General features: G+C 34.3%; 26 protein-coding genes. 4 read left to right on the top strand and 22 right to left on the bottom strand.

Going from position 1 to position 23,369, the window contains the following annotated elements; translation table 11 throughout:
* Positions 1-97: 97 nt before the first annotated feature.
* The 5 genes from ACM6HU_RS18600 to ACM6HU_RS18620 form a co-directional block, all read right to left on the bottom strand.
* Positions 98-892 carry a VOC family protein gene (locus ACM6HU_RS18600; RefSeq protein WP_016114723.1) on the bottom strand — a complete coding sequence of 265 codons (795 nt, stop codon included), beginning with the start codon at positions 890-892 and terminating at the stop codon, positions 98-100.
* A 153-nt stretch (positions 893-1,045) separates the two neighbouring features.
* Positions 1,046-1,582 (bottom strand): NADPH-dependent FMN reductase, encoded by a 537-nt coding sequence (locus tag ACM6HU_RS18605; RefSeq protein ID WP_016114722.1) that lies wholly within the window; start codon positions 1,580-1,582, stop codon positions 1,046-1,048.
* A gap of 356 nt (positions 1,583-1,938) precedes the next feature.
* Positions 1,939-2,574, bottom strand: a complete 636-nt coding sequence (locus ACM6HU_RS18610; RefSeq protein WP_016114721.1) for a response regulator — start codon at positions 2,572-2,574, stop codon at positions 1,939-1,941.
* A gap of 14 nt (positions 2,575-2,588) precedes the next feature.
* Positions 2,589-3,707: a GAF domain-containing sensor histidine kinase gene (locus ACM6HU_RS18615; RefSeq protein WP_016131398.1), complete on the bottom strand. Its 1,119-nt coding sequence runs from the start codon at positions 3,705-3,707 to the stop codon at positions 2,589-2,591.
* Between the two features lie 82 nt (positions 3,708-3,789).
* The gene (locus tag ACM6HU_RS18620; RefSeq protein WP_077294336.1) at positions 3,790-3,954 is read right to left on the bottom strand and encodes an Hsp20 family protein; all 165 of its coding nucleotides are present in this window, start codon (positions 3,952-3,954) and stop codon (positions 3,790-3,792) included.
* A gap of 125 nt (positions 3,955-4,079) precedes the next feature.
* On the opposite strand from ACM6HU_RS18620, the gene ACM6HU_RS18625 reads away from it, so the two are divergent.
* Entirely contained in the window at positions 4,080-4,514 is a 435-nt protein-coding gene (locus ACM6HU_RS18625; RefSeq protein WP_016132760.1) for an NUDIX hydrolase, read from the top strand.
* A 388-nt stretch (positions 4,515-4,902) separates the two neighbouring features.
* On the opposite strand, the gene ACM6HU_RS18630 is transcribed toward ACM6HU_RS18625, so the two are convergent.
* From ACM6HU_RS18630 to asnB, 9 genes are all read right to left on the bottom strand, one after another.
* Positions 4,903-5,451 carry a cysteine hydrolase family protein gene (locus ACM6HU_RS18630; protein WP_016114718.1) on the bottom strand — a complete coding sequence of 183 codons (549 nt, stop codon included), beginning with the start codon at positions 5,449-5,451 and terminating at the stop codon, positions 4,903-4,905.
* 110 nt (positions 5,452-5,561) lie between these two features.
* Positions 5,562-6,431, bottom strand: coding sequence for an AraC family transcriptional regulator (locus tag ACM6HU_RS18635; protein WP_016114717.1), 870 nt, complete (start codon positions 6,429-6,431; stop codon positions 5,562-5,564).
* 207 nt (positions 6,432-6,638) lie between these two features.
* Complete coding sequence (locus ACM6HU_RS18640; RefSeq protein WP_016131397.1) at positions 6,639-7,127, bottom strand: hypothetical protein; 489 nt, start codon at positions 7,125-7,127, stop codon at positions 6,639-6,641.
* Between the two features lie 528 nt (positions 7,128-7,655).
* A complete protein-coding gene (locus ACM6HU_RS18645; RefSeq protein ID WP_033671151.1) occupies positions 7,656-8,303 on the bottom strand; it encodes a nitroreductase family protein in 648 nt (215 codons plus the stop codon).
* 102 nt (positions 8,304-8,405) lie between these two features.
* Positions 8,406-9,284, bottom strand: a complete 879-nt coding sequence (gene dat, locus ACM6HU_RS18650; protein WP_016131395.1) for a D-amino-acid transaminase — start codon at positions 9,282-9,284, stop codon at positions 8,406-8,408.
* A 298-nt stretch (positions 9,285-9,582) separates the two neighbouring features.
* Positions 9,583-10,578 (bottom strand): N-acetylmuramoyl-L-alanine amidase, encoded by a 996-nt coding sequence (locus ACM6HU_RS18655; protein WP_016131394.1) that lies wholly within the window; start codon positions 10,576-10,578, stop codon positions 9,583-9,585.
* 100 nt (positions 10,579-10,678) lie between these two features.
* Positions 10,679-11,008: a hypothetical protein gene (locus tag ACM6HU_RS18660; protein WP_016114711.1), complete on the bottom strand. Its 330-nt coding sequence runs from the start codon at positions 11,006-11,008 to the stop codon at positions 10,679-10,681.
* A gap of 56 nt (positions 11,009-11,064) precedes the next feature.
* A complete protein-coding gene (locus ACM6HU_RS18665) occupies positions 11,065-11,424 on the bottom strand; it encodes a GNAT family N-acetyltransferase (protein ID WP_016131393.1) in 360 nt (119 codons plus the stop codon).
* 143 nt (positions 11,425-11,567) lie between these two features.
* Positions 11,568-13,469 carry an asparagine synthase (glutamine-hydrolyzing) gene (gene asnB, locus ACM6HU_RS18670; protein ID WP_003197399.1) on the bottom strand — a complete coding sequence of 634 codons (1,902 nt, stop codon included), beginning with the start codon at positions 13,467-13,469 and terminating at the stop codon, positions 11,568-11,570.
* Positions 13,470-13,686: 217 nt separating this feature from the next.
* On the opposite strand from asnB, the gene ACM6HU_RS18675 reads away from it, so the two are divergent.
* The gene (locus tag ACM6HU_RS18675) at positions 13,687-14,154 is read left to right on the top strand and encodes an Hsp20/alpha crystallin family protein (RefSeq protein WP_016114708.1); all 468 of its coding nucleotides are present in this window, start codon (positions 13,687-13,689) and stop codon (positions 14,152-14,154) included.
* Positions 14,155-14,208: 54 nt separating this feature from the next.
* Here the strand turns inward: ACM6HU_RS18675 and ACM6HU_RS18680 are convergent, their stop codons facing one another.
* Positions 14,209-14,793 (bottom strand): SCO family protein, encoded by a 585-nt coding sequence (locus ACM6HU_RS18680; protein WP_016131392.1) that lies wholly within the window; start codon positions 14,791-14,793, stop codon positions 14,209-14,211.
* 344 nt (positions 14,794-15,137) lie between these two features.
* Here ACM6HU_RS18680 and ACM6HU_RS18685 point away from each other — a divergent pair, with 344 nt between their 5' ends.
* Positions 15,138-16,109 (top strand): MBL fold metallo-hydrolase, encoded by a 972-nt coding sequence (locus ACM6HU_RS18685; RefSeq protein ID WP_016131391.1) that lies wholly within the window; start codon positions 15,138-15,140, stop codon positions 16,107-16,109.
* 288 nt (positions 16,110-16,397) lie between these two features.
* Here the strand turns inward: ACM6HU_RS18685 and ACM6HU_RS18690 are convergent, their stop codons facing one another.
* The 4 genes from ACM6HU_RS18690 to tatA all read right to left on the bottom strand — a co-directional run bounded on the left by ACM6HU_RS18690 (position 16,398) and on the right by tatA (position 18,767).
* Positions 16,398-17,240 (bottom strand): DegV family protein, encoded by an 843-nt coding sequence (locus ACM6HU_RS18690; RefSeq protein WP_016131390.1) that lies wholly within the window; start codon positions 17,238-17,240, stop codon positions 16,398-16,400.
* A 153-nt stretch (positions 17,241-17,393) separates the two neighbouring features.
* Positions 17,394-17,645, bottom strand: a complete 252-nt coding sequence (locus ACM6HU_RS18695; RefSeq protein ID WP_016131389.1) for a DUF2535 family protein — start codon at positions 17,643-17,645, stop codon at positions 17,394-17,396.
* Between the two features lie 154 nt (positions 17,646-17,799).
* Positions 17,800-18,528, bottom strand: a complete 729-nt coding sequence (tatC, locus tag ACM6HU_RS18700; RefSeq protein WP_016114704.1) for a twin-arginine translocase subunit TatC — start codon at positions 18,526-18,528, stop codon at positions 17,800-17,802.
* A 74-nt stretch (positions 18,529-18,602) separates the two neighbouring features.
* A complete protein-coding gene (gene tatA, locus ACM6HU_RS18705) occupies positions 18,603-18,767 on the bottom strand; it encodes a twin-arginine translocase TatA/TatE family subunit (RefSeq protein ID WP_001132888.1) in 165 nt (54 codons plus the stop codon).
* A 192-nt stretch (positions 18,768-18,959) separates the two neighbouring features.
* Between tatA and trhA the strand changes: the two genes are divergently transcribed.
* A complete protein-coding gene (gene trhA / locus ACM6HU_RS18710; protein WP_016114703.1) occupies positions 18,960-19,616 on the top strand; it encodes a PAQR family membrane homeostasis protein TrhA in 657 nt (218 codons plus the stop codon).
* A 36-nt stretch (positions 19,617-19,652) separates the two neighbouring features.
* Here the strand turns inward: trhA and ACM6HU_RS18715 are convergent, their stop codons facing one another.
* The 3 genes from ACM6HU_RS18715 to ACM6HU_RS18725 all read right to left on the bottom strand — a co-directional run bounded on the left by ACM6HU_RS18715 (position 19,653) and on the right by ACM6HU_RS18725 (position 23,342).
* Positions 19,653-20,372 (bottom strand): lysophospholipid acyltransferase family protein, encoded by a 720-nt coding sequence (locus ACM6HU_RS18715; RefSeq protein ID WP_016131388.1) that lies wholly within the window; start codon positions 20,370-20,372, stop codon positions 19,653-19,655.
* A 111-nt stretch (positions 20,373-20,483) separates the two neighbouring features.
* The gene (locus ACM6HU_RS18720; protein ID WP_016131387.1) at positions 20,484-21,119 is read right to left on the bottom strand and encodes an FMN-dependent NADH-azoreductase; all 636 of its coding nucleotides are present in this window, start codon (positions 21,117-21,119) and stop codon (positions 20,484-20,486) included.
* Between the two features lie 237 nt (positions 21,120-21,356).
* Positions 21,357-23,342: a penicillin-binding transpeptidase domain-containing protein gene (locus tag ACM6HU_RS18725; RefSeq protein ID WP_016114700.1), complete on the bottom strand. Its 1,986-nt coding sequence runs from the start codon at positions 23,340-23,342 to the stop codon at positions 21,357-21,359.
* Positions 23,343-23,369 lie beyond the last annotated feature (27 nt).

Genomic DNA, 23,369 nt, shown 5'->3' on the forward strand with positions numbered 1-23,369 from the left:
ATACCTGTTTTTAGAATACTTCCTTTTAAATATATGTCATGATTTTCTAACTATTTATTAAAATCACATCCAATAATAACAACTCAAAAAATATTACTTAAATAGAAAGTGGTAAGTTCAACTTTTTGGGAATATCAGCTTTAAAATGCGGAGTATGTTGTATAGAAAAAGAATACCCTTCTTGAACGAACGATATTTCATTATTATGAAAATGAAATGGTACATCGTTTTGTCTTATATGTTTCTGAACCCTTTGAATGAACTCAAGACTCGACGTCCCAAATGAAATATGCATTTTCGGCGGCAAAGCTTTCATTGCAATCGGAATCCAAGGCCTTCTCTTCCAGCTTGCAACAACATGAGCCGTTCCACCAACTACAAAGTTAAAAATTTCACCAACTCCAAATGTTTTCATGTATAAATTGGATTTTAACCACTCTCTAAATGTAGGTACACTTTCAACTGGGCAACCTACTTCCCTTATATATAGAATATTTAAAGGTGTATACGGAACTAAAATACCTTCATCAATATATTTATGTGCAATAATTTCAAGAAGATTTCCATCTCCATCACGAAAATATAAATTTAACCGACTATCCTCTTCATCAATTTCATGACCATCTTCCCACCTTACAACAAGCAAACCCGATTCTTGAATCCATTTTGCTGTTTCGTAGAACTTTGAGAATGGTACTTGAAAAGCAAAATGAGCAGGCGAAATTGGTTCATATGCTTCTTCAAAAACTAATGTAACATATGGAGTTAATTTAAAACTTATTTGTTTATTCGTTTTTGATAAAATTGGAATCCCAAGACGCTTTGCATACACTTGTTCTACCCCTTGAATAGATACTGTTTGTAATTTCAACTCTGAAAAATGTGTAATCAACCTTATTCACCACCTTAATTTCCGTACATATAATCATTTTTATTAAAATCACTCCTATTTACATTACTATTCTACGAACTACTATTGTTCGAAAGCGTTTTCGTAAAGGTGCTAGAGGCAATGAATAATAGAACATTGCCCTCTAAAAAATTATCACTCAACCCCTAATTGCTTCTTCACTTCTTTATAGACACCCATATATGCTTTTAACTCTTTGAAAAGATCATGAATTAATGGTTTTGCATCCTCACTAAGCTCACCATCTTGCACGTATAACCCGTCTAATACAACTTGTTTTGGGATTGTATTCGCATATACGCCTCGCGCGACAATACGCATGCTATTAAGCGCGTTTATACCGCCTTTTCCGCCGCCTGCAACCGCCAATAGTGCAACTGGTTTATGGACAAATTCACTGCTGCTTAAGAAATCTAATGCGTTTTTGAGCGCACCGCTCATTGCATTATGATATTCAGGTGTGCAAAGGACAACACCATCAGCTTCTTTCACTAATGTTTTTAATTTTGTTACCGCTTCTAATTCACGTTGTGATTCTTCTCCGTTATATAAAGGCAATTGTTCTGTTGCTAAATCATATAACTCTCCTTCAAATTGTTCAGCAATATATTTTGCAATGACACGTGTTCTACCAAATTTACGTGGTGTTCCGTTAATTACAACTAATTTCATGTTTATTTCGCCCCTTTGTTTTAAGTTCTACCTCTATACTATCAGAAAATTCTATACAAAAAACAATAAAAAGAGGGAAAAGCTTTGAGAAAATAGTATGAGAAATACAAAAAGAACTCATACTTTCGTATGAGTTCCTGATATATCAATTAATTATTCTTTACAACAGCGTGTCCGCCGAACTGATTTCGAAGTGCTGAAACCACTTTTCCAATGTGAAATTTGCCATACCAAATGCATCACTTAGTAACACTTCATCATTTCTTGCAACAAGTATAGCTCCATTGGAATAACCAGATTTCGACAGTTTTGACCTATACTATTGTAATTTAACTTTGTCCCCCATAACCCGTTTCCTACACAACATTATTTTTCACAGCATACAAAGCCGCTTGCGTCCGATCATCTACTTCTAATTTAGCAAGTACATTTGAAACATGTGTTTTAACTGTCTGTTCTGTAATATGAAGCTCTGCTGCTATTTCTTTATTACTTCTTCCTTTCGCAATTTCACACAGTACTTCTTTTTCCCTTTTTGTCAGCATAGAAAAACTATCTTTTTTCTCCTCTTTCACTGCCGGTCGTCCTAACAAAGCAGGCGTTACTTTCGGATGGAAATTTGCATTGCCTTGATATACAGCAATAATAGAAGCAACAAGTTGATCTGGCTGTACTTCTTTTAGTTGATAACCATCCGCACCAGCTTCCAGCGCTGGAAGAACGTAATCTTGCTCTGAAAAACTGCTTAACATAAGGATTTTAATTGTCGCATCATATTGCTTCAATCTTTTCGTCGCTTCAATTCCATCCATTTTCGGCATTGATAAATCCATTAATACTACATCTGGTCTTTCTTTTCGAACAAATTCTAACGCTTCTTCTCCATTCTCTGCTTCCCCTATAATTTCAAACTCCTCTTTCGTTTTTAAGAAAAATACGAGTCCCCTCCGCACAATATGATGATCCTCTACAAGTAATAGTTTAATTTTCAATGTGTTACTCCCTTTCAAACTGGTAATTGAATCTCAATCTTTGTTCCTTGTCCCGGTTTCGTTCTTATTCGAAATGTTCCTTTCATCAATTCAATTCGTTCTTTCATACTTTTCAAACCAAGTGCTGAATCTCTTACTGTTTCTCTAACGAACCCAATGCCGTCATCTTCAATTTGAAAGTGCAACTTATTATTTTCTATTTTCAAGCTAACAGATACCCTCTCACATGAAGCATGTTTTTTACAATTATGTAACGCTTCCTGGCTCACACGCCACAGCACTTCTTCTATTTCATCACCAATTGAAATAACCCCATCAATTCGAATTGTTACTTGAATACCTAACAGCTTTCCATAATTCTGCACTGCTTCTGCAAGCCCTTTTTCTAATCCTTCTGGCCGTAATTGCCAAATTAATAATGTCATCTCTTGCAGTGCTTCTTGTGATAATTCTCCTATATAACTTAGCATCTCTTGCAGTTCTTTGTTCTTTGTCATGTCAAGAGTACCTCTAGCGGTTAACATAATTGAAAATAGTAATTGTTTTACAGAATCATGTAAATCACGAGCGAGTCGATTCCTTTCCGCTACAACTACATATTTGCGTTCTTTCTCAACTAGCTTAATTCGTTGTATTGTTGTTCCAATTTGAAATGCAATTGCTTCTAATAATGCTAGTTCTTCCTCTAAAAAATGCGTTTTATGAGGTGAAGCAACATTTAATAAACCAAACTTCTCTGCCCCAGCCCGAAGAGGAATCGTCGCATGGTGTGTAATCTCTTCCGTCTCTCCCCAATTATATTCAATAGCATCTTCAATTCGTTTACACTCAATGATATTTGTCGCCTTTTCTAAACGTCCATTTACGAATCGATTCACGCACCAACAATCTCCTTCACACATCGGTTTCTTTTCCCGCCATGTGAGTGCTGGTGGCAAATTCCTATCAACAAGCATACGATGTGTTCCTTTTTCATCAATAAAAAAGATCCAGCCTGTTTGTAAATTCATAACTTGCAATAATGTATGTAATACTTTTTCTAACATTTCCTGTAAATCAGTTACCTCATTTAACAACTCTGCAATTTCTTTTAACGCCTCTAACCGTCGCATTTGCTTTTCATCATAGTTCATGTTCATCACCAACTACCATTATAACATTGAGAAATTTCTAAAAACTATAAATTTAAAAAAGAAGCTGAATGTATCAGCTTCTTTACTCTATATCAATCACTTTTCGATTTATGTTTTCTTCTTCTAGTTTAGGCAATGTGACAGTAAGAACACCGTCTTTAAATGCTGCCACAACGTTTTCTTGATCCACATTATTTAATGTGAAACAGTGAATGAATGAAAGATTCTCTCTTTCTGTCTTTATTATATCAAATAGTCAGTGAAATTTTCATTTCTGCAATATTAATATCCAATAAAAAACAAGGAGAATATCTATACAGGATGGAATACATAATTTGGAATATAAAACTCTTATTACTTTTGGAGGTTACTATGGGATATATTGAAGATTTACGAAAAATCATCGGTCCACGACCACTTAATTTAGCAGGTGTTGCAGTAGCCGTTTTAAATGATCAGGGACAAATTTTACTTCAAAAAAGACGAAATGGTATTTGGGGAGTTCCTGGCGGATGTATTGAATTAGGTGAATCAACAGAAGATGCAGGAAGACGAGAAGTCCTCGAAGAAACAGGCATTGAAATTGGAAAGCTTAACTTAGTAGGTGTTTTTTCCGGAAAAGAATTTTTTGTAAAATTACCGAACGGGGATGAGTTTTATCCCATCACAATCGCTTATATGTGTAAAGAGATAAAAGGCGGAACTTTACAAGCTGATGGCACTGAATCTTTAGAAGTAAAATTCTTCAACTTGAATCAATTACCAGAAAGTATTAGTCCTTTCATTAAGAAACTAATTCAGCAATAAGTTGTATCCATATAAAATGAAACTTTAATCAGTGGGGGTTTTCTTCATCCCCCACTGATTATTAGCCCTCACCAAACGGGCTTTTACGGACAGTTGATCCCCCGCCTATCTTCCTCGTTTCTCTCTGAATCTTGAGGTGGGGGTCTTACTGCCCGTTAATGCGGGATAAAGTACCAGAACATATAAAAAAAGACCTTTTATTTTAAGAAGGCACTGAAAAAGTGTTTGCTTTGAAAAAATAACACGCATTTTATCAATATGTTGAAAAAAAGGAGTCCATCACCTGTATATAGTAGGTGATGGACTCCTTTTTCTTATGAAGTGGACTTTTTCAGTGGCCTCTATTTTAAAGGTCTCTTTTTACATCACTCTCATTTTTTGTTTCTCTTCACTGCACTTCAGCATGTAAACAAGACTTAAAGTGTCCAATCGCAAACTCATGTCCTTGTTCATTAAAAGAGGCCACTGCTTTTTCATGTACAACTATATGAAATCCTTTATTATAAGCATCCACGGCTGTATGGAGAACACAAATATCCGTACATACGCCAACAAGATGAACCTCTTGTACGCCACGTTCTCTTAGTTTCATTTCTAAGTCCGTTCCAGCAAAAGCACTATAACGTGTTTTGTCCATATAGTATACATTCTCATTATCTTGATATTTTTCATACACCTTTTGTAACTCTCCGTATAAATCTCTTCCTTTTGTTCCCGCTATATTATGTGGCGGAAATAATTGTGTCTCAGGATGATAGGAATCATTTTTTTCATGTTTATCAATGGCAAACACAACATAATCTCCGTTTTCAATATACTGCTTCGTAATCGCTACAAGATGCTGTTCAATATCTTGTCCCGGCTTTCCACACGTTAAAGCACCATCTTCGGCTACAAAATCATATGTATAATCAATATTTATAAGACCACGTTTCATCACTCATTCTCCTCCCCACTCGTTTCACGCTAAACAATAGAAAACGTGTTTTTACGACGCAATATATTTTATTCGACATTTTCAAACAAATCCCTACGAAACATTTATATTTAAAGTATAGGTATATATATTATCACTTTCATTTGATTTGGATATATTGATTGCAATACATCGGTAATTTCAAAATCTGGTCCTTCTCTTCTTTCATAATTCGAGTTTGGTAACCATGTGCCATAAATATATCTTCTCGTATTTTGAACTAAATCAGCCGAGCCATTTATTTTAAATTCAGCATATTTACCTTCCGGAATTTCAAAATTGACAAATCCATTGTCTAATTCCGCAGCACTCCCCTGTACCTCTTCTCCAATAATGAATGAAAAGTTACCATCATCATGAAAATTACATGCGATACCATATGACATATTAGGTGCAATTTTCTCTGGAATTCTTAAATAATATTCATTACTTCCAAAATCAAAATAAAATTTTGGAATTTCCTCAAAGTATTTTTCATTGTTTAGATTGGTTTTATATTCAACACCGATAATATTCCTTTTATTTAATTGTACAATAGTAGGTTTATTCATAATCAAGTCTCCCTTCCTCTCCTTTTTATGGTCAAACAAATTCAGTTTAGCTTGTAAATGTAAAGCGATTTCTGACTTTCGATATTTAGCAGGAGTCATTCCAAAATAATTTACAAATGCACGTGTAAATGCCTCTTGGGAGTTATATTGAAAATTAATCGCAATTTCTAATATATTCTTTTTTGTTTCCCTCAATAAAATAGCAGCTTCAGATAACCTTCTGTTTCTTATATATTCTTGTACAGAAAAACCTGTGATTGCTTGAAAAAGCCTTTGAAAATGAAATGGAGAAAAACAAGATTGCGAAGAAACTTTAACAACATTAAGTCTGTCCTGTAGGTTGCCTTCAATAAATTCAATAGAATTTTGTATTCTTTCAAAGTAATCCATTTCCACTTCCCCTCCCTTATAAGAATATTTTATACATTCACCAATAATTTTTTTGATAATTTGTGCTAATTCTTCTTTCTATTATAATTCAGTAGAGCCTTTTCGCCTGACAATCAATTCATTTATTTCATGAAAAACATACAAAACAAAAAAGTACATTACTTTTTCAGTAATGTACTTTTTGTTACATATAACGTGTTAGCTATTTTAAGATGCAGGTTTATTTTCAAATTTAGCCTGTACAAAGTTAATAACTTTTCCCGCTGGATCATTATTTTGAAATTGAATTGCAGTTATTGTATGATACCCTGTCTCTAACGTTTTTTGTTTTAATTCTACTGTTGTCTGCGTCATGCTAGTAACATGATGTTTATCTTCAAATATACGATCTACGAATACGAATGTTTCTTTATCATTTTGAAAATCGACAAGTTCTAATTCAACTTGCTGAATTAGAGTGTCCTTCTTTACAAATACAGTTGGTATCTTACCATTTTCAGAAGTACCATCTGGTGTGATTACCTTTACTTTCCCTTCACCAATTGGAGTTGCCCCTTCAGGAAAAGGAGTTACACTCTCATCACTTGCATTAACAACTTGTTCTTCTTGTTGAGACTCTATTTCTTCTTTTGCTTTTGGTACACTACACCCTACTAATAACAAAGCAGACAATCCAGCGATTATGAATTTCTTCAAAATTCATCCCCCCTGTACATTTATTCTTTATTTATTATACAGAAATAACTATCTGTTCTAAGCTCAGTTTTTTTAAACTTCCGTGAACAAACATTCTGCTCATCATTACTGTACCATACTTTCTTTTTTAACATCATTAATTTTTTCAAGAGATAATTAGAAATTTCTTCTTATTCTCCATTTTAACCCATTATCACTAAAAATTATTCCAGTCTAGAAAAAATTCTTGTCACAGAAGAAAATCTTAAATTGTAGTGAATCTAGTACAAAGGTTCTTTTCATAACAAATCATATTGTGAGAAGGTTCATGTTGAATAATTATAGATGTTTCATACTGTGTATTAGATTCTAATCTGTTGAAAGGTTTAATCGATAGCAAGAAACAAATCGTGTATGGTTTAAAAGATTACAATCAGTATAAAATCAAATTTGATTATTTTGTTGAACAATAAAAGCCTAAAAATTAATTAACAAATCTACTTCATAAAAAAGACATCGGTACATCCGATGTCTTTTTTACATAGCATCCTACAAAATAAACTTTGTAATATCTTTTACTTCTTTTCGAGCAAGTTTCTTCGGTTTATCTTTTGGATACCCTAGCGAAATTACCATATTAATTTGTTTCTCAGGCTCAATTTGTAAATATTGTCGCAGTTCATTTTGAGCTAATAACACCGGCCCTGTCATCGGGCAAGTCCCAAGACCTCTTGCATATGCTGCTAACATTAAATTTTGCGCAGCTAAACAACTACTCTTAATCCCCTCTTCTTCCCATACTGAATCTGGAACGAAGTCAATTGGATCAAATATTTTTTCACGAAACTTTGACTCATATGGTGTAGCTAAACATACGATTAAAACCGGTGCATCAGAAAAAGCAGTTGCATACGGTCCAAACGAACGCGTAAGTAATTTTCCTGCTTTTTCTTCTCCTTTTCCCGTTGCTTTTTCAGCCAATTTATGTAAAGCATCCCATGTCATTTGCTCAATTTCTTTAATTTTATCCCGATTCATAATAACAATAAATTCCCACGTTTGCGAGTTCGTATCGCTTGGAGCATAACGAGCACAATCAATAATTTCCTCTATGTCACCAACAGATACTTCTTGTTCTGTAAACTTCCGAACACTGCGTCGTCCGTGAATTACTTCTTTAAATGCTTCATAATTCATATACATAAAATCCCCTTTTATAGCGTTTTCAAAAATTGTCCTATGCTTGATTATATCACGAAAAAAAGCTGGAGGAATACCAGCTTCATTTTTCTTGCGCATTCAATTTATTACTTTAAAGGTAGCGATGCTTTCTTCATAAGCTTCTTGTAACTTCCTTGTGACAGGTCCCCGTTCACCATTACCGAATGATCCGTCTCCAATTTGAATGACAGGGAGTATTTCAAGGGGCGTTGCTGTAAAGAAGCACTCATCTGCCTCGTAAACTTCTTGTAATGAAAACTCTCGCTCTTCTACTTCAATATGTAGAGCTGTTGCTAATGAAATGACATGATGACGAGTAATTCCATGTAAAATAAGTTGATCCGCTGGGTGCGTAATCACTTTATTATTTTTTATAATAAAGAAATTCGAATGGCATCCTTCTGTTACAATTCCATCTCGAACTAATATCGCTTCTTGATACCCTTCTTCATTAATTTTATTCTTAATCATAATATTAGGAAGAAGATTTAAAGATTTGATATGGCAAAACTTCCAGCGAATATCCTCTTCCACTGTTACTTTTATTCCCTTTTCCAATAGAGATAGCGGTCTCGGGAATGAAACAATGTTTGCAAAATAAGTTGGCTCTAGATTTGATTCATATACATGATTTCGTGGCTGCATGCCTCTTGAAATTTGAATATACACATTCCCATCTTCTTGAAATTGATTTTTCTCAATTAATTGCTGAAGTTGTTCAATTAATTCTTCTTTTGTAAAAGGTGGAACAAGATGAATTTCCTTCATAGATTTAAAGAATCTTTCTAAGTGTAAATCTAGTAGGTGAGGTTTCCCATTATATAAACGAAACACTTCATATATACCATCACCAAATTGTAAACCTCGCTCTTCTAATGCAACCATTGGCTGTTCTTTCTTCGTATTCACAATTCTTCCATTAAACAAAATCCAATCTTTATGAACACCTGTTGCCATATTACCACTCCTTTCCTAATAATTATTTTCATTTTACAACTTATTCGCATTAAATATAAAGAATTTTCTGTTTTAACAAAAGTAATTGTCACTTCAATCAATACATAATGTGCATAACACATGTTTTGACTTGCCCTTTTCAACACGAATTGCATAGCTATTACAATGATAAGTCCAATTAGCACGTCTATAATTTTAATATATTATTTTCTCACAAAAAGCCCTCCCTCTAAGTTCTTCTGTTTGCAAGACATTCAAGGCAGGGTGTCATTCAATTCTATTGATAATCTTTTATATTTTAATATTGATCATATTTGATATAAGATGAATCATTATATATCCACTGATTTCCTCCTAGATTTAGCCAACCGTTTTCATTTGCGTATACTAAATAGGATTCTGGAGAATTTAACTTTCTAATAACTGAAGACGATGTTGATGGACCGCTTCTTAAATTCACATTCGTCCCTCGAATATTCGCCACTCCAATCGGACTTCCATCACTATTTCCGTATTTCACATAATCAATATACGATGGATCATTATATATCCATTGGCCTGTCCCTAAATCTAGCCAACCGTTACTTTCCTGATAAACTACATACGATTCTGGAGAATTCAACTGACGAATCACTGAGGATGATGTTGATGGGCCGCTTCTTAAATTCACGTTCTTTCCTCGAATATAGGCTATTCCTATCGTTTGAGGAGCTGGACTTGGCGGTTCTGGATTTGGTGGGTTTGGATTTGCCGTTAATCCTAAGATTACAGCAATTCCTCTTGCATATGCTTGGCATAAATCTTCTATAAACTGCGGATTTTTTAATAAATTTGCATCAAATGTTGTATCAATAAAAGCTGTTTCTGTTAATAAAGCATCCATAGCTGTTTCCCTTAGTACTGCATAATTGGCCTTTTTTGCACCACGATCACGCAAACCGTATTTCGTTAAAACAGGATTAACTGCTGCATGCATCTTTTGTTGCTTGGCTGCTGCAGAACTGCTATCTGATAGTCCATTATAAATATAACTTTCAAAACCTGTTCCACCGCCACTATTAATATGAAATGAGATGAAAAAATCTGCTCCGAAAGAATTAGCAATATTTGCACGTTCTGATAATGAGATAAAGACATCACTATCGCGCGTCATCTTAATATTAATTGCATAATTTGCAAGTAAAATATCTCGAACACGCTTAGCAATTTGAAGTGTTAGATTTTTTTCAACCAAACCGTTTCCAACAGCACCGGAATCGTATCCACCATGACCTGCATCTATAACTAGCTTCATATACCATTTCCTTTCTATATTTAATAGAGCTTATATTTATGCTCGTCCTATTTTATGTACAACATAAAAATTTGGTTACAAAACAAACAAAAAAACCACCTTATGTAAGGCGGTTTCCATCATCTCGATTGAGCCAATTTAAAATAAATATGTACGACTGATAATGAACATGCCGTATACAAAACAAACAAAATAGAATAGCCATTCCACTGCCACTATATATTAAGCCAAACTTCAAAAAAATGTTCAATATCGGTGGAAAGTGGATTGCATTTTGTAATACATACAAAGTAAAAAACAGAATAAAAAATACCGGAATGTATTGCCATTCATACGGTTTACGCTTTTTACGCATCATTTTCCGGATGAAAATTTGGCATAGTTCTGCTCCTATAAAACAACTCCCTATTAGTAAAAAACCAGACGTCATCGTCATACATCCACCTGCCTTATATTCATTTCTTTCCTTAGTTAACTTCTTTCCTTTTAGAAGCGTTTTATGTACATTTCACCGTTCCATATAAAGCCGAGTCCCTCTATAAAAGATTTAGCTTGTTTAGTTAGATCCCCTTGTAACACCTTGATATCTTTCATATCTCTACTCTTCATCATTTCTTCAAATGTAAAATAAGTGTTCGTTCCATATCCGTAACCTTGATAATCAAAATGAATTATTAAATTAGATAATATAGCACGCTCACCTTGAACGGTATAATCAATTACACCAATATATGTATCATCAATTTTTATACAATATTGAACTTCCTTTATATTCAAACCATGAGAAGCAAACATTTCTTCAACAACTTTTTTTGTTTCTGTACTCACTTTTTCAAACGTAATCATATTTTGTCCATCCTTTTATTATTATTGTATCAACTACAATACGTATTTATGAAAAAAACCTTAAGATCGTATGCAATCTTAAGGTTTTCTTATTTATCCCACTATTGGTGGGCTAATAATCAGTGGCGGATGCCAGTTTCACTTTATACTAAGCTATACGCACGCTTTGTTTCTTCATGAAACTCATTTGTATCATATTTATGCTCAACATAAATTTGGTGCCATACCATAAATGCAAGTACTGTCCAAATTTTACGGCTATAATCGCCTTTATCTGCACAATGTGCTTCCAGTAAGTTTAATACATACTGTTTGTCGATTAAATGCTCTGTTTTGCTTTCTTTAATAATATTAACAGCCCAGTCATGCATTTCATCTTTTAACCAATGACGAATTGGTACAGGGAATCCAAGCTTTTTACGATCTAACACGTGATCTGGAACGATTCCGCGCACTGCTTCACGTAAAATTGCTTTTGTTGTTCCATTTGCGATTTTTAATTCTGTTGGAATTTTAGACGCAACGTCAAACACTTCTTTATCTAAGAATGGCACACGAAGTTCTAATGAATTTGCCATCGTCATTTTATCAGCTTTTAATAAAATGTCGCCGCGTAGCCATGTGAACATATCGATGTATTGCATTTTGCTTACATCATCATAATCTTTAATTTCATTATACAATGGCTTCGTGATATCCATATAGTTAACACTTTCATTGTAATACTTCATTAACTCAGCTTTTTCTTCTTCACGGAAGATTTTCGCATTACCATAGTAGCGTTCTTCAATTGGTGTACATCCACGTTCTAAGAAGCTTTTCCCTTTAAATCCTTCTTTTAATGCTCCACTTAATGCTTTTAAGACACTTTTTCCTGGAGTAGGAATATAAGAGAACATTTTTAACGAGTTTGGTTCACGATAAATATTATATCCACCAAATAGCTCGTCCGCACCTTCACCAGAAAGAACTACTGTTACATGCTTACGCGCTTCTTTTGCTACAAAGTACAACGGTACAGCAGCTGGATCAGCTAAAGGATCATCCATATGCCAAATAATTTTTGGGAATTCGTTCATGAATTCTTTCGCTGTAATGAAGACACTATGGTTTGTAACGCCTAACTTTTCTGCCGTTTCTTTTGCTACATCAACTTCACTAAAGCCGCGGCGTTCGAAACCAACAGAGAATGTTAGAAGATTTGGATTCATTTCTCTTGCGATAGACGCAATGATAGATGAATCGATACCACCAGATAAGAATGAACCTACTGGTACATCACTACGCATATGAACTTTTACAGAATCATACAATACGTCGCGAATCGCTTGAATGTGCTCCTCTTTTGTCGCACTTGAAGCATTGAAATATGGTTTCCAGTAGCGATGAATTTCCATCTCTTTACCGATTTCTTTTACGAAATAATGACCAGGTTCGATTTTATTAATATCAACAGTTAATGTTTCTGGTTCTGGTCCATATTGATACGTAAAGTAATGTTGCAGAGAAGTTGGATTTACCCCTTTATCTTGCATAACATGCATGATACTTTTCTTTTCAGATGCAAAGAATGTTGTATCACCTTGCTGCGCGATATATAGCGGCTTAATACCGAAGTGGTCACGTGCACCGAAAAGTTTCTTTTCTTCACGATCCCAAATCATAAATGCAAACATACCACGTAGGTAATCTACACATTTCTCTTTCATGTGTGCATACAATGCGATAATAACTTCTGTATCAGATTGCGTTGCAAATGTTGCACCTTTTTCAAGTAGCATTTCACGTAATTCTACATAGTTGTAAATTTCACCATTAAAAATAATTACATATCGATCATTTTCATAAGTTAGCGGCTGATGTCCTGCCTCTAAGTCAATGATACTTAAACGGCGGAAGCCAAATTGTACATGTTCATCACGAAAATATCCCTCGTCATCTGGACCACGGTGGAAAATAATCGTATTCATATTTTCAAATTGATGTTTTTCTGTTTCTGAAAACTCTCTAGGGTTTTCACATAAACATCCTACAAAACCACACATACTTCTTACCCTCTTTCAGTTTTCATTCTGTTTCTATACTACTATATCAACCCTATTTATACTAGCATAATCAACTCGATATGGCGATAAAAACTATAAAAAAATCACTCTATTTCACATTTTACCCAATTTTTTTGTGTAAACATGAAAAATAGGCACTCACATTTGCGCACATTTGTCATATGATATTGCAAATTGATTTCTAGGAGGCAAAAACATGAGTGATGAAAAAAAAGAATCTTCGTCTCGTCCACCAATTCGTAGTTACTTAAAACAAATTGATGATTTTTTTGAACAAACGCCATTACGTGATGTAATTGCGGATATGAATCACTTTTTTCAAAAAGGAAACCGCTTATTAACATTCCCTGTCGACCTATATGAAACTGGAGAAGAACTGGTCATAAAAGCAGAACTCCCGGGCGTTCAAAAGGAACAAATCCAAATAGAAATTCAAAGTGAATACTTAAAAATCTCTGTTACTGAAGAAATCATGGAAGAAACAAAAGATGAAGTTTCACATAATTACTATCGCCGTGAGCGATCCATGTCAGGAGCTTCTCGCATGATTAAGCTTCCATATTTAATTAAGAAAAAAAGTACAAAAGCTTCCTATCAAAATGGCATTTTAGAAATCCGCGCTCCAAAACTTCCACAACAGCACGATATTTTATCCATAGATTAACCATTATATATATATTTTCCATATACAAAAAGAAGGATGCTGGGCATCCTTCTTTTATTTCAAGAGTCGCTCCATATCACGTAAAATGTCCTCATACGGTGTTTTGCTAATTCCATTATACTTTTTCATTACCTTGCCTTCTTGATCGACTAAGTAAAACGATGTTCCGTGGATAACTTGCCCATTCTCTGGTTTATCTACAAGCGATTGGAAATTATCCTTTGAAAATTTCGTGATATCCTCCAATGAGTAACCAGTTAACAAGTTCCAATTACTTGTATCCTCTGTGAACTTTTGTATAAATGCTTTCAAATTCTCTGGCTTATCAAGTTCAGGATCTACACTAAACGAAACGAATTGAACATCTAACTTTTTCTCTTTTGCCATCTTCTGCAACTTTGCCATATTCGCAGTCATCGGAGGACAAACCGTTTGACAATTGGTAAACATAAAATCAGCTACCCATACTTTCCCTTTTAAATCTTTTGTACCAAACTTCTTACCATCTTGATTTATGTATTGAAAAGTTTCTAAATCCCAATTTAATGGTTTACGGAGTTTTGATCCTGAGCCGCATCCTGCAAGTATAAAGAAGCAAAAAACAACTATGAGACCAATCAGCTTTTGATAACGCTTCATTTTCAAACCTCTCTTCTCTTTCCTAAATTTATGTATGACATGTTTATCATAACAAAAGTAAACACTATGCGAAAATTGTTTAGCCCATTTGTTCACGAAATCGTACGAATTTAGGTATGTTACTTCCTATTTTCGAGCGAATTACTAGACAACTGTTTCATTGTTTACTAAAATTATCTCCTTCCTGTCTCTTTACACAATAATTTTCAATAAGTCACTCGCTTTGTAAAGATATCCACACTATTTTTTACAATTTTTTAATCGTTAATCAATTTCCCTCACTTTTTTCCTTTACAACATTTCGATACAATACAACTACAAAGATTTTAAATGAGGTGATGTTCATGGCAAACCGCTATGAAAACATGGATAATGTTAGTACAAAAAAACCACTTCGTTCTTTTTTACGTTGGCGTAAAGAACGAAAACAAAACAAAAAAGATTTTTCTTATCTAGTAGAACAATCACCTGTAAAGAGTAGCCAGTTTTTACGAACGAACACTGAAAAAACAACAATTACATGGATAGGTCACTCAACATTCCTTATACAAACAAACGGGCTCAACATTTTAACAGATCCAGTATGGTCAAAGAAAATAAAGCTTGTACCGAGGCTAACGAATCCTGGCCTTACATTACAGGAATTACCTAAGATTGATATTGTCCTCATTTCACACGGTCATTATGACCATTTGGACTTTTCCACACTTCGTCAATTGAATTCAGATGTTCTATACTTAGTACCTACTGGATTAAAAAAGTTATTTACAAGAAAAAAGTTTATGCGAGTAGAAGAATATAATTGGTGGGAATTCACAAAAATTAATGATGTAGCATTTCACTTCGTACCGGCGCAGCACTGGACAAGAAGATCATTGTTTGATATGAATACTTCCCACTGGGGTGGATGGGTTATCGATAATAGTACAACAGATGAAACAATTTATTTTTGTGGTGATAGTGGCTATTTCCGAGGATTTAAAGAAATTGGCAACCGATTTTCTATTGATATCGCCTTAATGCCTATTGGTGCATATGAACCAGAATGGTTTATGAAAATATCACATGTTTCCCCCGAGGAAGCAGTGCAAGCCTTTTTAGACGTAAAAGCAACGCATTTCATTCCAATGCATTACGGTACATTTGCACTTGCTGATGAGACACCTAGAGAAGCGATTACCCGACTTCGTAACAACTGGAATTTACGTATGTTATCTTGGGAACAACTTCACGTATTATTTCTTGGTCAAACGTATTTTCCAGAAAAAATGCCCTCTGAGGAAAAAGAATCTATAAAGGAACACGCAAAATTATAAATCCCTTTCCCCTTTTATGCATATTATAAACTAAGGCTTTAATGAACTACTGATTTTCTGTTCATATAAGAACCGATAAAAGGAGAAAGGAATATTATATGAGGGAGTATTTACAACGACGCTTTATGATTTCAATAAGCGCCATTATCACGATTATCATTGTCTATTACAATCAGTTATAACATCTCAGTTAATAGAACTTCTTCCTCACTCCTAAATAGTCTCATTCATTTAAAATGTTGCTGTAGATGAAAAGATAAAAAGAGCTACCCTCAAGTAGCTCTTTTTCTATTCAGCAAAATATGAAAATCCGATTGCCCCTACACCAGTGTGTGTGCTAATTATAGGCGTTGTGTAAAAAATGTCCGTTTGTGTAAATCCACTAATTTTTTCAACTGCTTCTTTCATTTTTTGCGCTAATGGTAATGCTTTCGCATGTGGTACAGCTACCGCCTTTACTGTTTTACCAGCTATATCTTCCTCAAATATTTTTATCAATGTTTTCACAATTTGACCTTGGCTGCGTACCTTCGCGACAGGATTATATACACCGTCATCAATACTTGCAATTGGCTTAATGTTTAATAAAGATCCGATCATAGCTGTTCCTTTTCCAATCCGACCGCCTTTTACAAGGTTTTCTAACGTATCAACAACTACAAATAGACGAGTATTTTTACGAACTTCTTCAACACGCTTTAAAATATCCTCTAAAGAACGTTCTTCCTTCGCCATTTTTGCTGCTTCAATTACTTGATATGATAAAGCATGCGTAATAAACAATGAGTCTACCACTGTAACTTTCGTATCTGTCATCGTTGCTGCAGTATTAGCTGTTGCAACTGACCCACTTAAACCATGCGTTAAGTGAATGGAAAGAACTTGGCTACCGTCCTCCCCTAAACGATCATACATTTCAACAAACGATCCGACTGCTGGCTGTGATGTTTTTGGTAATTCTTCTGATTTTTGCATTTCTTCAATAAATTCATCCGGCTGTAAATCTACACGATCTAAGTATGTTTTTCCATTTACAGAAATCGACAATGGAATAACATGAATATCATATTTTTGAATCACATCTTGTGATAAATCCACCGTTGAGTCTGTAACAATTTTAATTTTTTGCATATTTTACTTCTTCCCTTTCCAATACGCTCTCCTTGTTATTATACTAGTATTCACAATGCTTTCAACAGTTTGAAGTAATTTCTGACAAATTTCTTTGATTTTTATGTCTAAAAAGAAAATGACAGAGCTTATTTGCTCTGCCTCTATTTTAGACTATGCATTTTTTTCAAGCGAGTTTGTTTGATATACATTTGAATAATCATTCCACTTTAAGCAACTTTGTAAATATTCGCGAAAAGAGTATGAGAATCTCGGTTGTTTTTGTTTTTGAATTTTAGCAATAAATAGTTGAAGACGTGACTGAATTAGAAATGCTAATGGGTGTTGTGTCTGTAGGACAGGGATTTCAAATATTTTGATACAATTCCCTGTTGAATGAGTGAAATAAAAACTTTTCATAATCACGATATCAATCCTCTTTTTTATTGGATTTATAACTTCAGTATAAACTTACAATAGTGAAAAGTTTGTCTAAATTTCGGAGATTCTATAATTTTTTTCTTCTTTATATTGTATACAGTTATAAGTATAGTATAACAAATAAATAAAAAAAGTGCCTTTATAATGAGGCACTTTTTGATTCTGTATTCATTTCTCTTTTTATTTTCCTCTTATACACAAACTTTGATGCTGTAATACTTAATTCATAAATTACAAGAAGTGGTATCGCTACTGAAAAATCAGAAATAAAGTCTGGTGGTGTAATACAAACAGCAATTACAATTAAAATAAAATACGCATATCTTCTCACCTTTTGTAGTGCTATTGGATTAAGAACACCTATGCTAGTTAAAAACATCGTAACGACAGGAAGTTCAAATATCACAGCAAATGGTACTGTCATATTCATCACAAACGAAAAGTACTTATCCGTCGTAAACATTGTCTGAAACATATCATCACCAAGACTCATTAAAAATTGCAAAATAAATGGTAAAATCAGAAAATAGCCGAAGCAAAGCCCTCCAATAAATAATAGAAATAATGCCGGTATATACAGAATTGTCATTTTACGCTCATGTTCATGTAGGGCTGGTTTTACAAATAACCAAATTTGTAAAGCTGCAACTGGTATTGTACATACAATTGAAAAGACAGCTGCAATCACAAAATAAATCCATAAAATATCACTTGGACCTAAAACAGTTAATTTCATATTTAAATCTTTTACGATAAAATTATATATTTCTTTCGTAAACGAAAAGCCAATGACAATAAAAATCAGAAACGTCAGCGCTGTTATAATGAGTCGCTTTCTTAACTCTCCAAGATGCTCTATGACACTCATCTCTTGATTGTCCACTCTTATCACCACATTCCCCACTCGCTATATAGCATAGAAACAAAATAACCTAGTGAAATTTATTTCTTTTCTTCCGTATCATCATGCAAACCCTTTGCAGACTTTTTAAACTCTTTTAATGTTTCCCCAAAAGCTCGTCCAATTTCAGGTAACTTTTTTGGACCGAAAATAATTAAAGCGAGTACTAAAATTAATATTAAACCCGGAACCCCAATATTTGGCATATGACTTCCTCCTTAATCTCACTTAATTTTATTTTGTCAAAAAAGTTTGTAAACGTCAATGCATCCATTAGCTTTTGTCAAAAAAATTTGAAAATATAATCACTTAAACAATTTTCATTTTCTATTTCTTATGTATATGATATGGTAAAGGAAATTACACCTTACTTCATCAAACATGAAAGGAATCAAATTATGACTCAAAAAATAACACGAATGACGCAATTCGTAAAAGAGGAAATTGCCAATGCGATTACCCATGGCATCGGTGCCATTTTAAGCATTCCTGCATTAATAATACTAATTATGCATGCATCAAAGCATGGTACTGTATCTGCTATTGTTGGATTTACAGTTTACGGCGTGAGCATGTTTCTACTATATTTGTTTTCTACGCTATTACATAGCATCCACCACCCGAAAGTAGAAAAATTATTTACGATTTTAGATCACTCGGCCATCTATCTCTTAATTGCCGGCACGTATACACCATTCTTACTAATTACTCTAAGAGGGCCACTCGGCTGGACATTACTTGCAATTATTTGGACGCTGGCCATCGGTGGAATTATTTTCAAAATTTTCTTTGTACGCCGTTTTATTAAAATGTCAACACTGTGCTATATCATTATGGGCTGGCTCATTATCGTCGCTATTAAACCACTTTATGAAAATTTAACCGGGCATGGATTTTCACTATTGTTAATCGGTGGGATTCTATATTCAGTAGGGGCTATATTTTTCCTTTGGGAAAAGCTGCCCTTCAACCATGCAATTTGGCACCTTTTTGTATTAGGTGGTAGTGCAATGATGTTCTTCTGCGTCTTGTTTTATGTATTGCCTGTTGCATAAAAAAAGTCTCAGCTTTTTCAAGCTGAGACTTTTTTATTACTTATGTAATTGAGCTGCAATAATATCGTTCGTATACTGTGTTAATTCTTTTATATCCATACTTGCATATTGCTCAGGTGTAATTGGTTTAGAAATGGTTACTGTTGCATGAGCAGGCTTCATGCGATTTCCATTCGCCTCAAACATCTTATATGTTCCGTCTACAGTTACTGGTAAAATAGCTACTCCGGCTTTTACAGCAAGATGAAAACTTCCTGCTTTAAACTCCCCCATTTCGCGGCCCTTACTGCGCGTTCCTTCTGGGAAAATTACGATAGAATGTCCATTCTTTAAAAGTTCAATTCCATCTTTAATAGCTTGGAGCGACTGCCGACGATTACTACGATCCATAAACACACAATTCATCAATTCCATCCAAGTTGGTACAATCGGAAATTTTTTAATTTCTGCTTTTGAAACAAATCCAATTGGTTTATTCAAGTACCCAAGTAAGACTGGAATATCCATATCACTTTGATGATTACTTACAACAAGGACCGGTTTATCTTTCGGCACATTTTCAATTCCATTTACTTGTACAGTCGACCCAGCTACACGAACCATTTTCTTACCAAACCAGTTTGTCGTTTTATACACGAGACGATCTTTTTCTTGTGGCGACATTGTCTGTGCTTTTCGTTTTATACGCCATAATCTCGGTGTAATACCAATTACAATTACAATTAAATAAAAGATTTTAAAAAACGTTTGAATCATATAGAACCCCCACTTATTCTCATTCCGTCCTTCATTATACTAGACAAACGAAGGAAAAAGAAGAAAAAATGTCCAAACGACAAGCGTTTGGACATTTTTGAGTTTTCTATATTAGAAACGTTTTGCTAATTCACGAGCATTTGCAATTGCCGCTTCTTTAATTTCTGGTGCTTTTTCAGGGTTTGCATTCATACCTTCAACCGCAAGGTAGTCTACATCAGATATACCCATAAATCCTAATACTGCATTTAAATGCTTGCGGCCAAAGTCCATTGCTGCGTATGGTCCTTCAGAGTAAACGCCACCTGTAGCTTGAATGTGAAGTACTTTTTTCCCTTCTAGTAAACCAACTGGTCCGTTTTCAGTATATTTAAAAGTTTTACCTGCGATAGATAAGTTATCTAAGTATGCTTTTACTACTGGTGGATAACTGAAGTTCCACATTGGCGTTACAAACACATAACGATCTGCATTCATAAATGTTTCTAAGTTTGTATTCATTGCTGCAATTTTTTGTTGTTGGCTCTCGCTTAACGTTTCAAAGCCTTCACCTGCTGCGAATTTACCCCAAGCTGCAAATACTTCTGCATCAATTGCTGGTACAGTTGTGTTAAATAGATCAATTGTTACCACTTCATCTTGTGGATGTTCATTTTTATATGCTTCGATGAATGATTCCCCTACTGCCATACCGAAAGATGCTTCCGCTGAATTTGGATTTGCTGTAATAAATAGTACTTTTGTCATTTTTATTCTCTCCCTTAATAATTATCTTTAATTTGAGATTTTTAATAAAAAGTAAATAACTTACCTTATGTAAGTATAATACAAAAACATTCTTTTTCTGTCAATAAAAAATAGCTACTTTTTTTTCGTAAGTAGATAATTCTCCTATCTCCATTTCATTGAATATTCACATTTTATTATTCAATCTTCACGAAAAAAGCTATCTCCTTTTTTAAGGAGATAGCTTTTTCTTAAGTATTACTTTTGAAAAACATGCTTCACTTTTTCACCAGGTACGTTACTTCCACCCCGGCCTTTTACATCTTCAATCATCATCGTAACAATCATATTCGGTGAATTTACATCAAAAGCAGCGAACCATCCAAGTTCTTTTCCCTCTGCTTCCTTCGACTCTTTTAACTCAGCTGTTCCCGTTTTTCCAGCGAGAGTCATACCGTCAACCTTAGCAATTTTCCCTGTACCATCTTCATCATTAATTACTTTTGTTAACGCATTTTTTAATATATCTTGGTTCCCTTTAGAAATTACATTTTCTTTCCAAGGTTTAACTTGTTTATCATCTTTAATAAGATGTGGAGACGGTATATTCCCTTCATTTACAATCGGTGCATACGTTAATGCCAAATGAAGAGGCGTCATTAATACTTGGCCTTGTCCATACCCTGTATCAGCCATTTGAATATCATTTTTAATACCATCTTTTGCAATTTTTGAAACCGGGAATGGATATTCGATTGGTAACTTTTCATCGAATCCAAATTTCTTTGCTTCACTCATAAATTTATCTTTCCCAATTTTTATTGCTTGTTGTGCAAAGTAAATGTTATCAGAAAACTTCATGGCTTTATCAAAATCAATTGGACTTGCATCTTTTACACGTGTTACATAATAATTCCCCCATGAAGAATCTTTTGTCCATTGTAATCCTTCAATTTTCAATTCCTCTTTTGGATCAATTGTTTTCGTTTCAAGACCAATTGCACCTGTAATTGCTTTAAATACAGAACCTGGTGCCGATGCTTGTGTAAAGCGATTTGTCATTGGCTTTTTCGGATCATTATTCCATGCTTCACGTTGTGCTTTTGATGCACCTCTTACTATTACATTCGGGTTGTACGCAGGGCTACTCACAAGTGCAATTGTTTCACCAGTCTGCGGATTTATCGCTGCACTTGAACCAGCTTCTCCCTTCATTTCGTTAAAGATTTTTTCCTGAACTGTACTATCAATTGTTAACGTAACATTTTCTCCATCTTTTGCTTCAATTTTAGCTAATTCTTTTTTCTCTTTTCCTTGTGCATCCTCCATGAAGACACGGCCACCTTTTTTACCACGTAGCTTCTCTTCAAATACTTGTTCCAAACCAGCTTTTCCAACTGGGTCATCTGCCTGATATCCTTTTTTCTGTAAATCCTTTAAATCTTCTGCATTCACTTTCCCCATATATCCTGTTAAATGAGCAGCAGCCTCTCCCAATGGATATGTACGAACATTAACTTGTCGAGTCGTTACACCGTCTAAAGAAATATAATCATTTTGCGTTGCACCTTCTTGTAAAATCCCAATTGGTACAAATGAATCCGGTTTAATCCATTTTGCCGCAAGCTTTTGATCTATCTCTTCTACAGACATATTCAGTAACTTTCCAATTGTTTCCTTTGTCTGTGGTGCAGCCTCTCCTAGTTTACCTGGAATGATGCCAATTTCATTTGCTCTTCCATTCGTTGCAAGTCCTTTTCCATTACGATCATATATCTCCCCACGCTTCGCTTGAAACGTTTGCATACGTACTTTACTGTCTTTTGTCATGCCTGGAAAAATAAAATCTGGAGTCCAGTCTATTTTCCAAGATTCTTTATCTCCATCTTTCTCTTTCACAAGCTTTGCTTCGTGCGAAAAGGAAATCTTCCCACCAACTGTATCCATACTCACATTAAAAGGAACTGGCCCTTTATCTTCTTTATCCTCTTTTACTTTTCCTGTTTCTATCTTTAGATTTTTAACTTCAATACCCGCATAAATCTTTTCGTACTTCTCTGTAAAATCTTTTTTTGAAATAGATTTTTTTGCATCTTCTGATAATTGATCATACATATCTGCAAATTTTTGCTTATTCCACGCTTTTGCATATGTATCAAATGCTTGTGCTGGCTTTTCTTCTTTACCACATCCTACTAGCATGAGTGTGAAGCAAAGAAAAAGCAATCCCCATAGTTTTTTCAACCGATTCTCCTCCTTTAGTTAAGCAAA

This window comes from Bacillus sp. IT-79MI2 (genome assembly GCF_949768135.1).
Taxonomy (GTDB): domain Bacteria; phylum Bacillota; class Bacilli; order Bacillales; family Bacillaceae_G; genus Bacillus_A; species Bacillus_A pseudomycoides.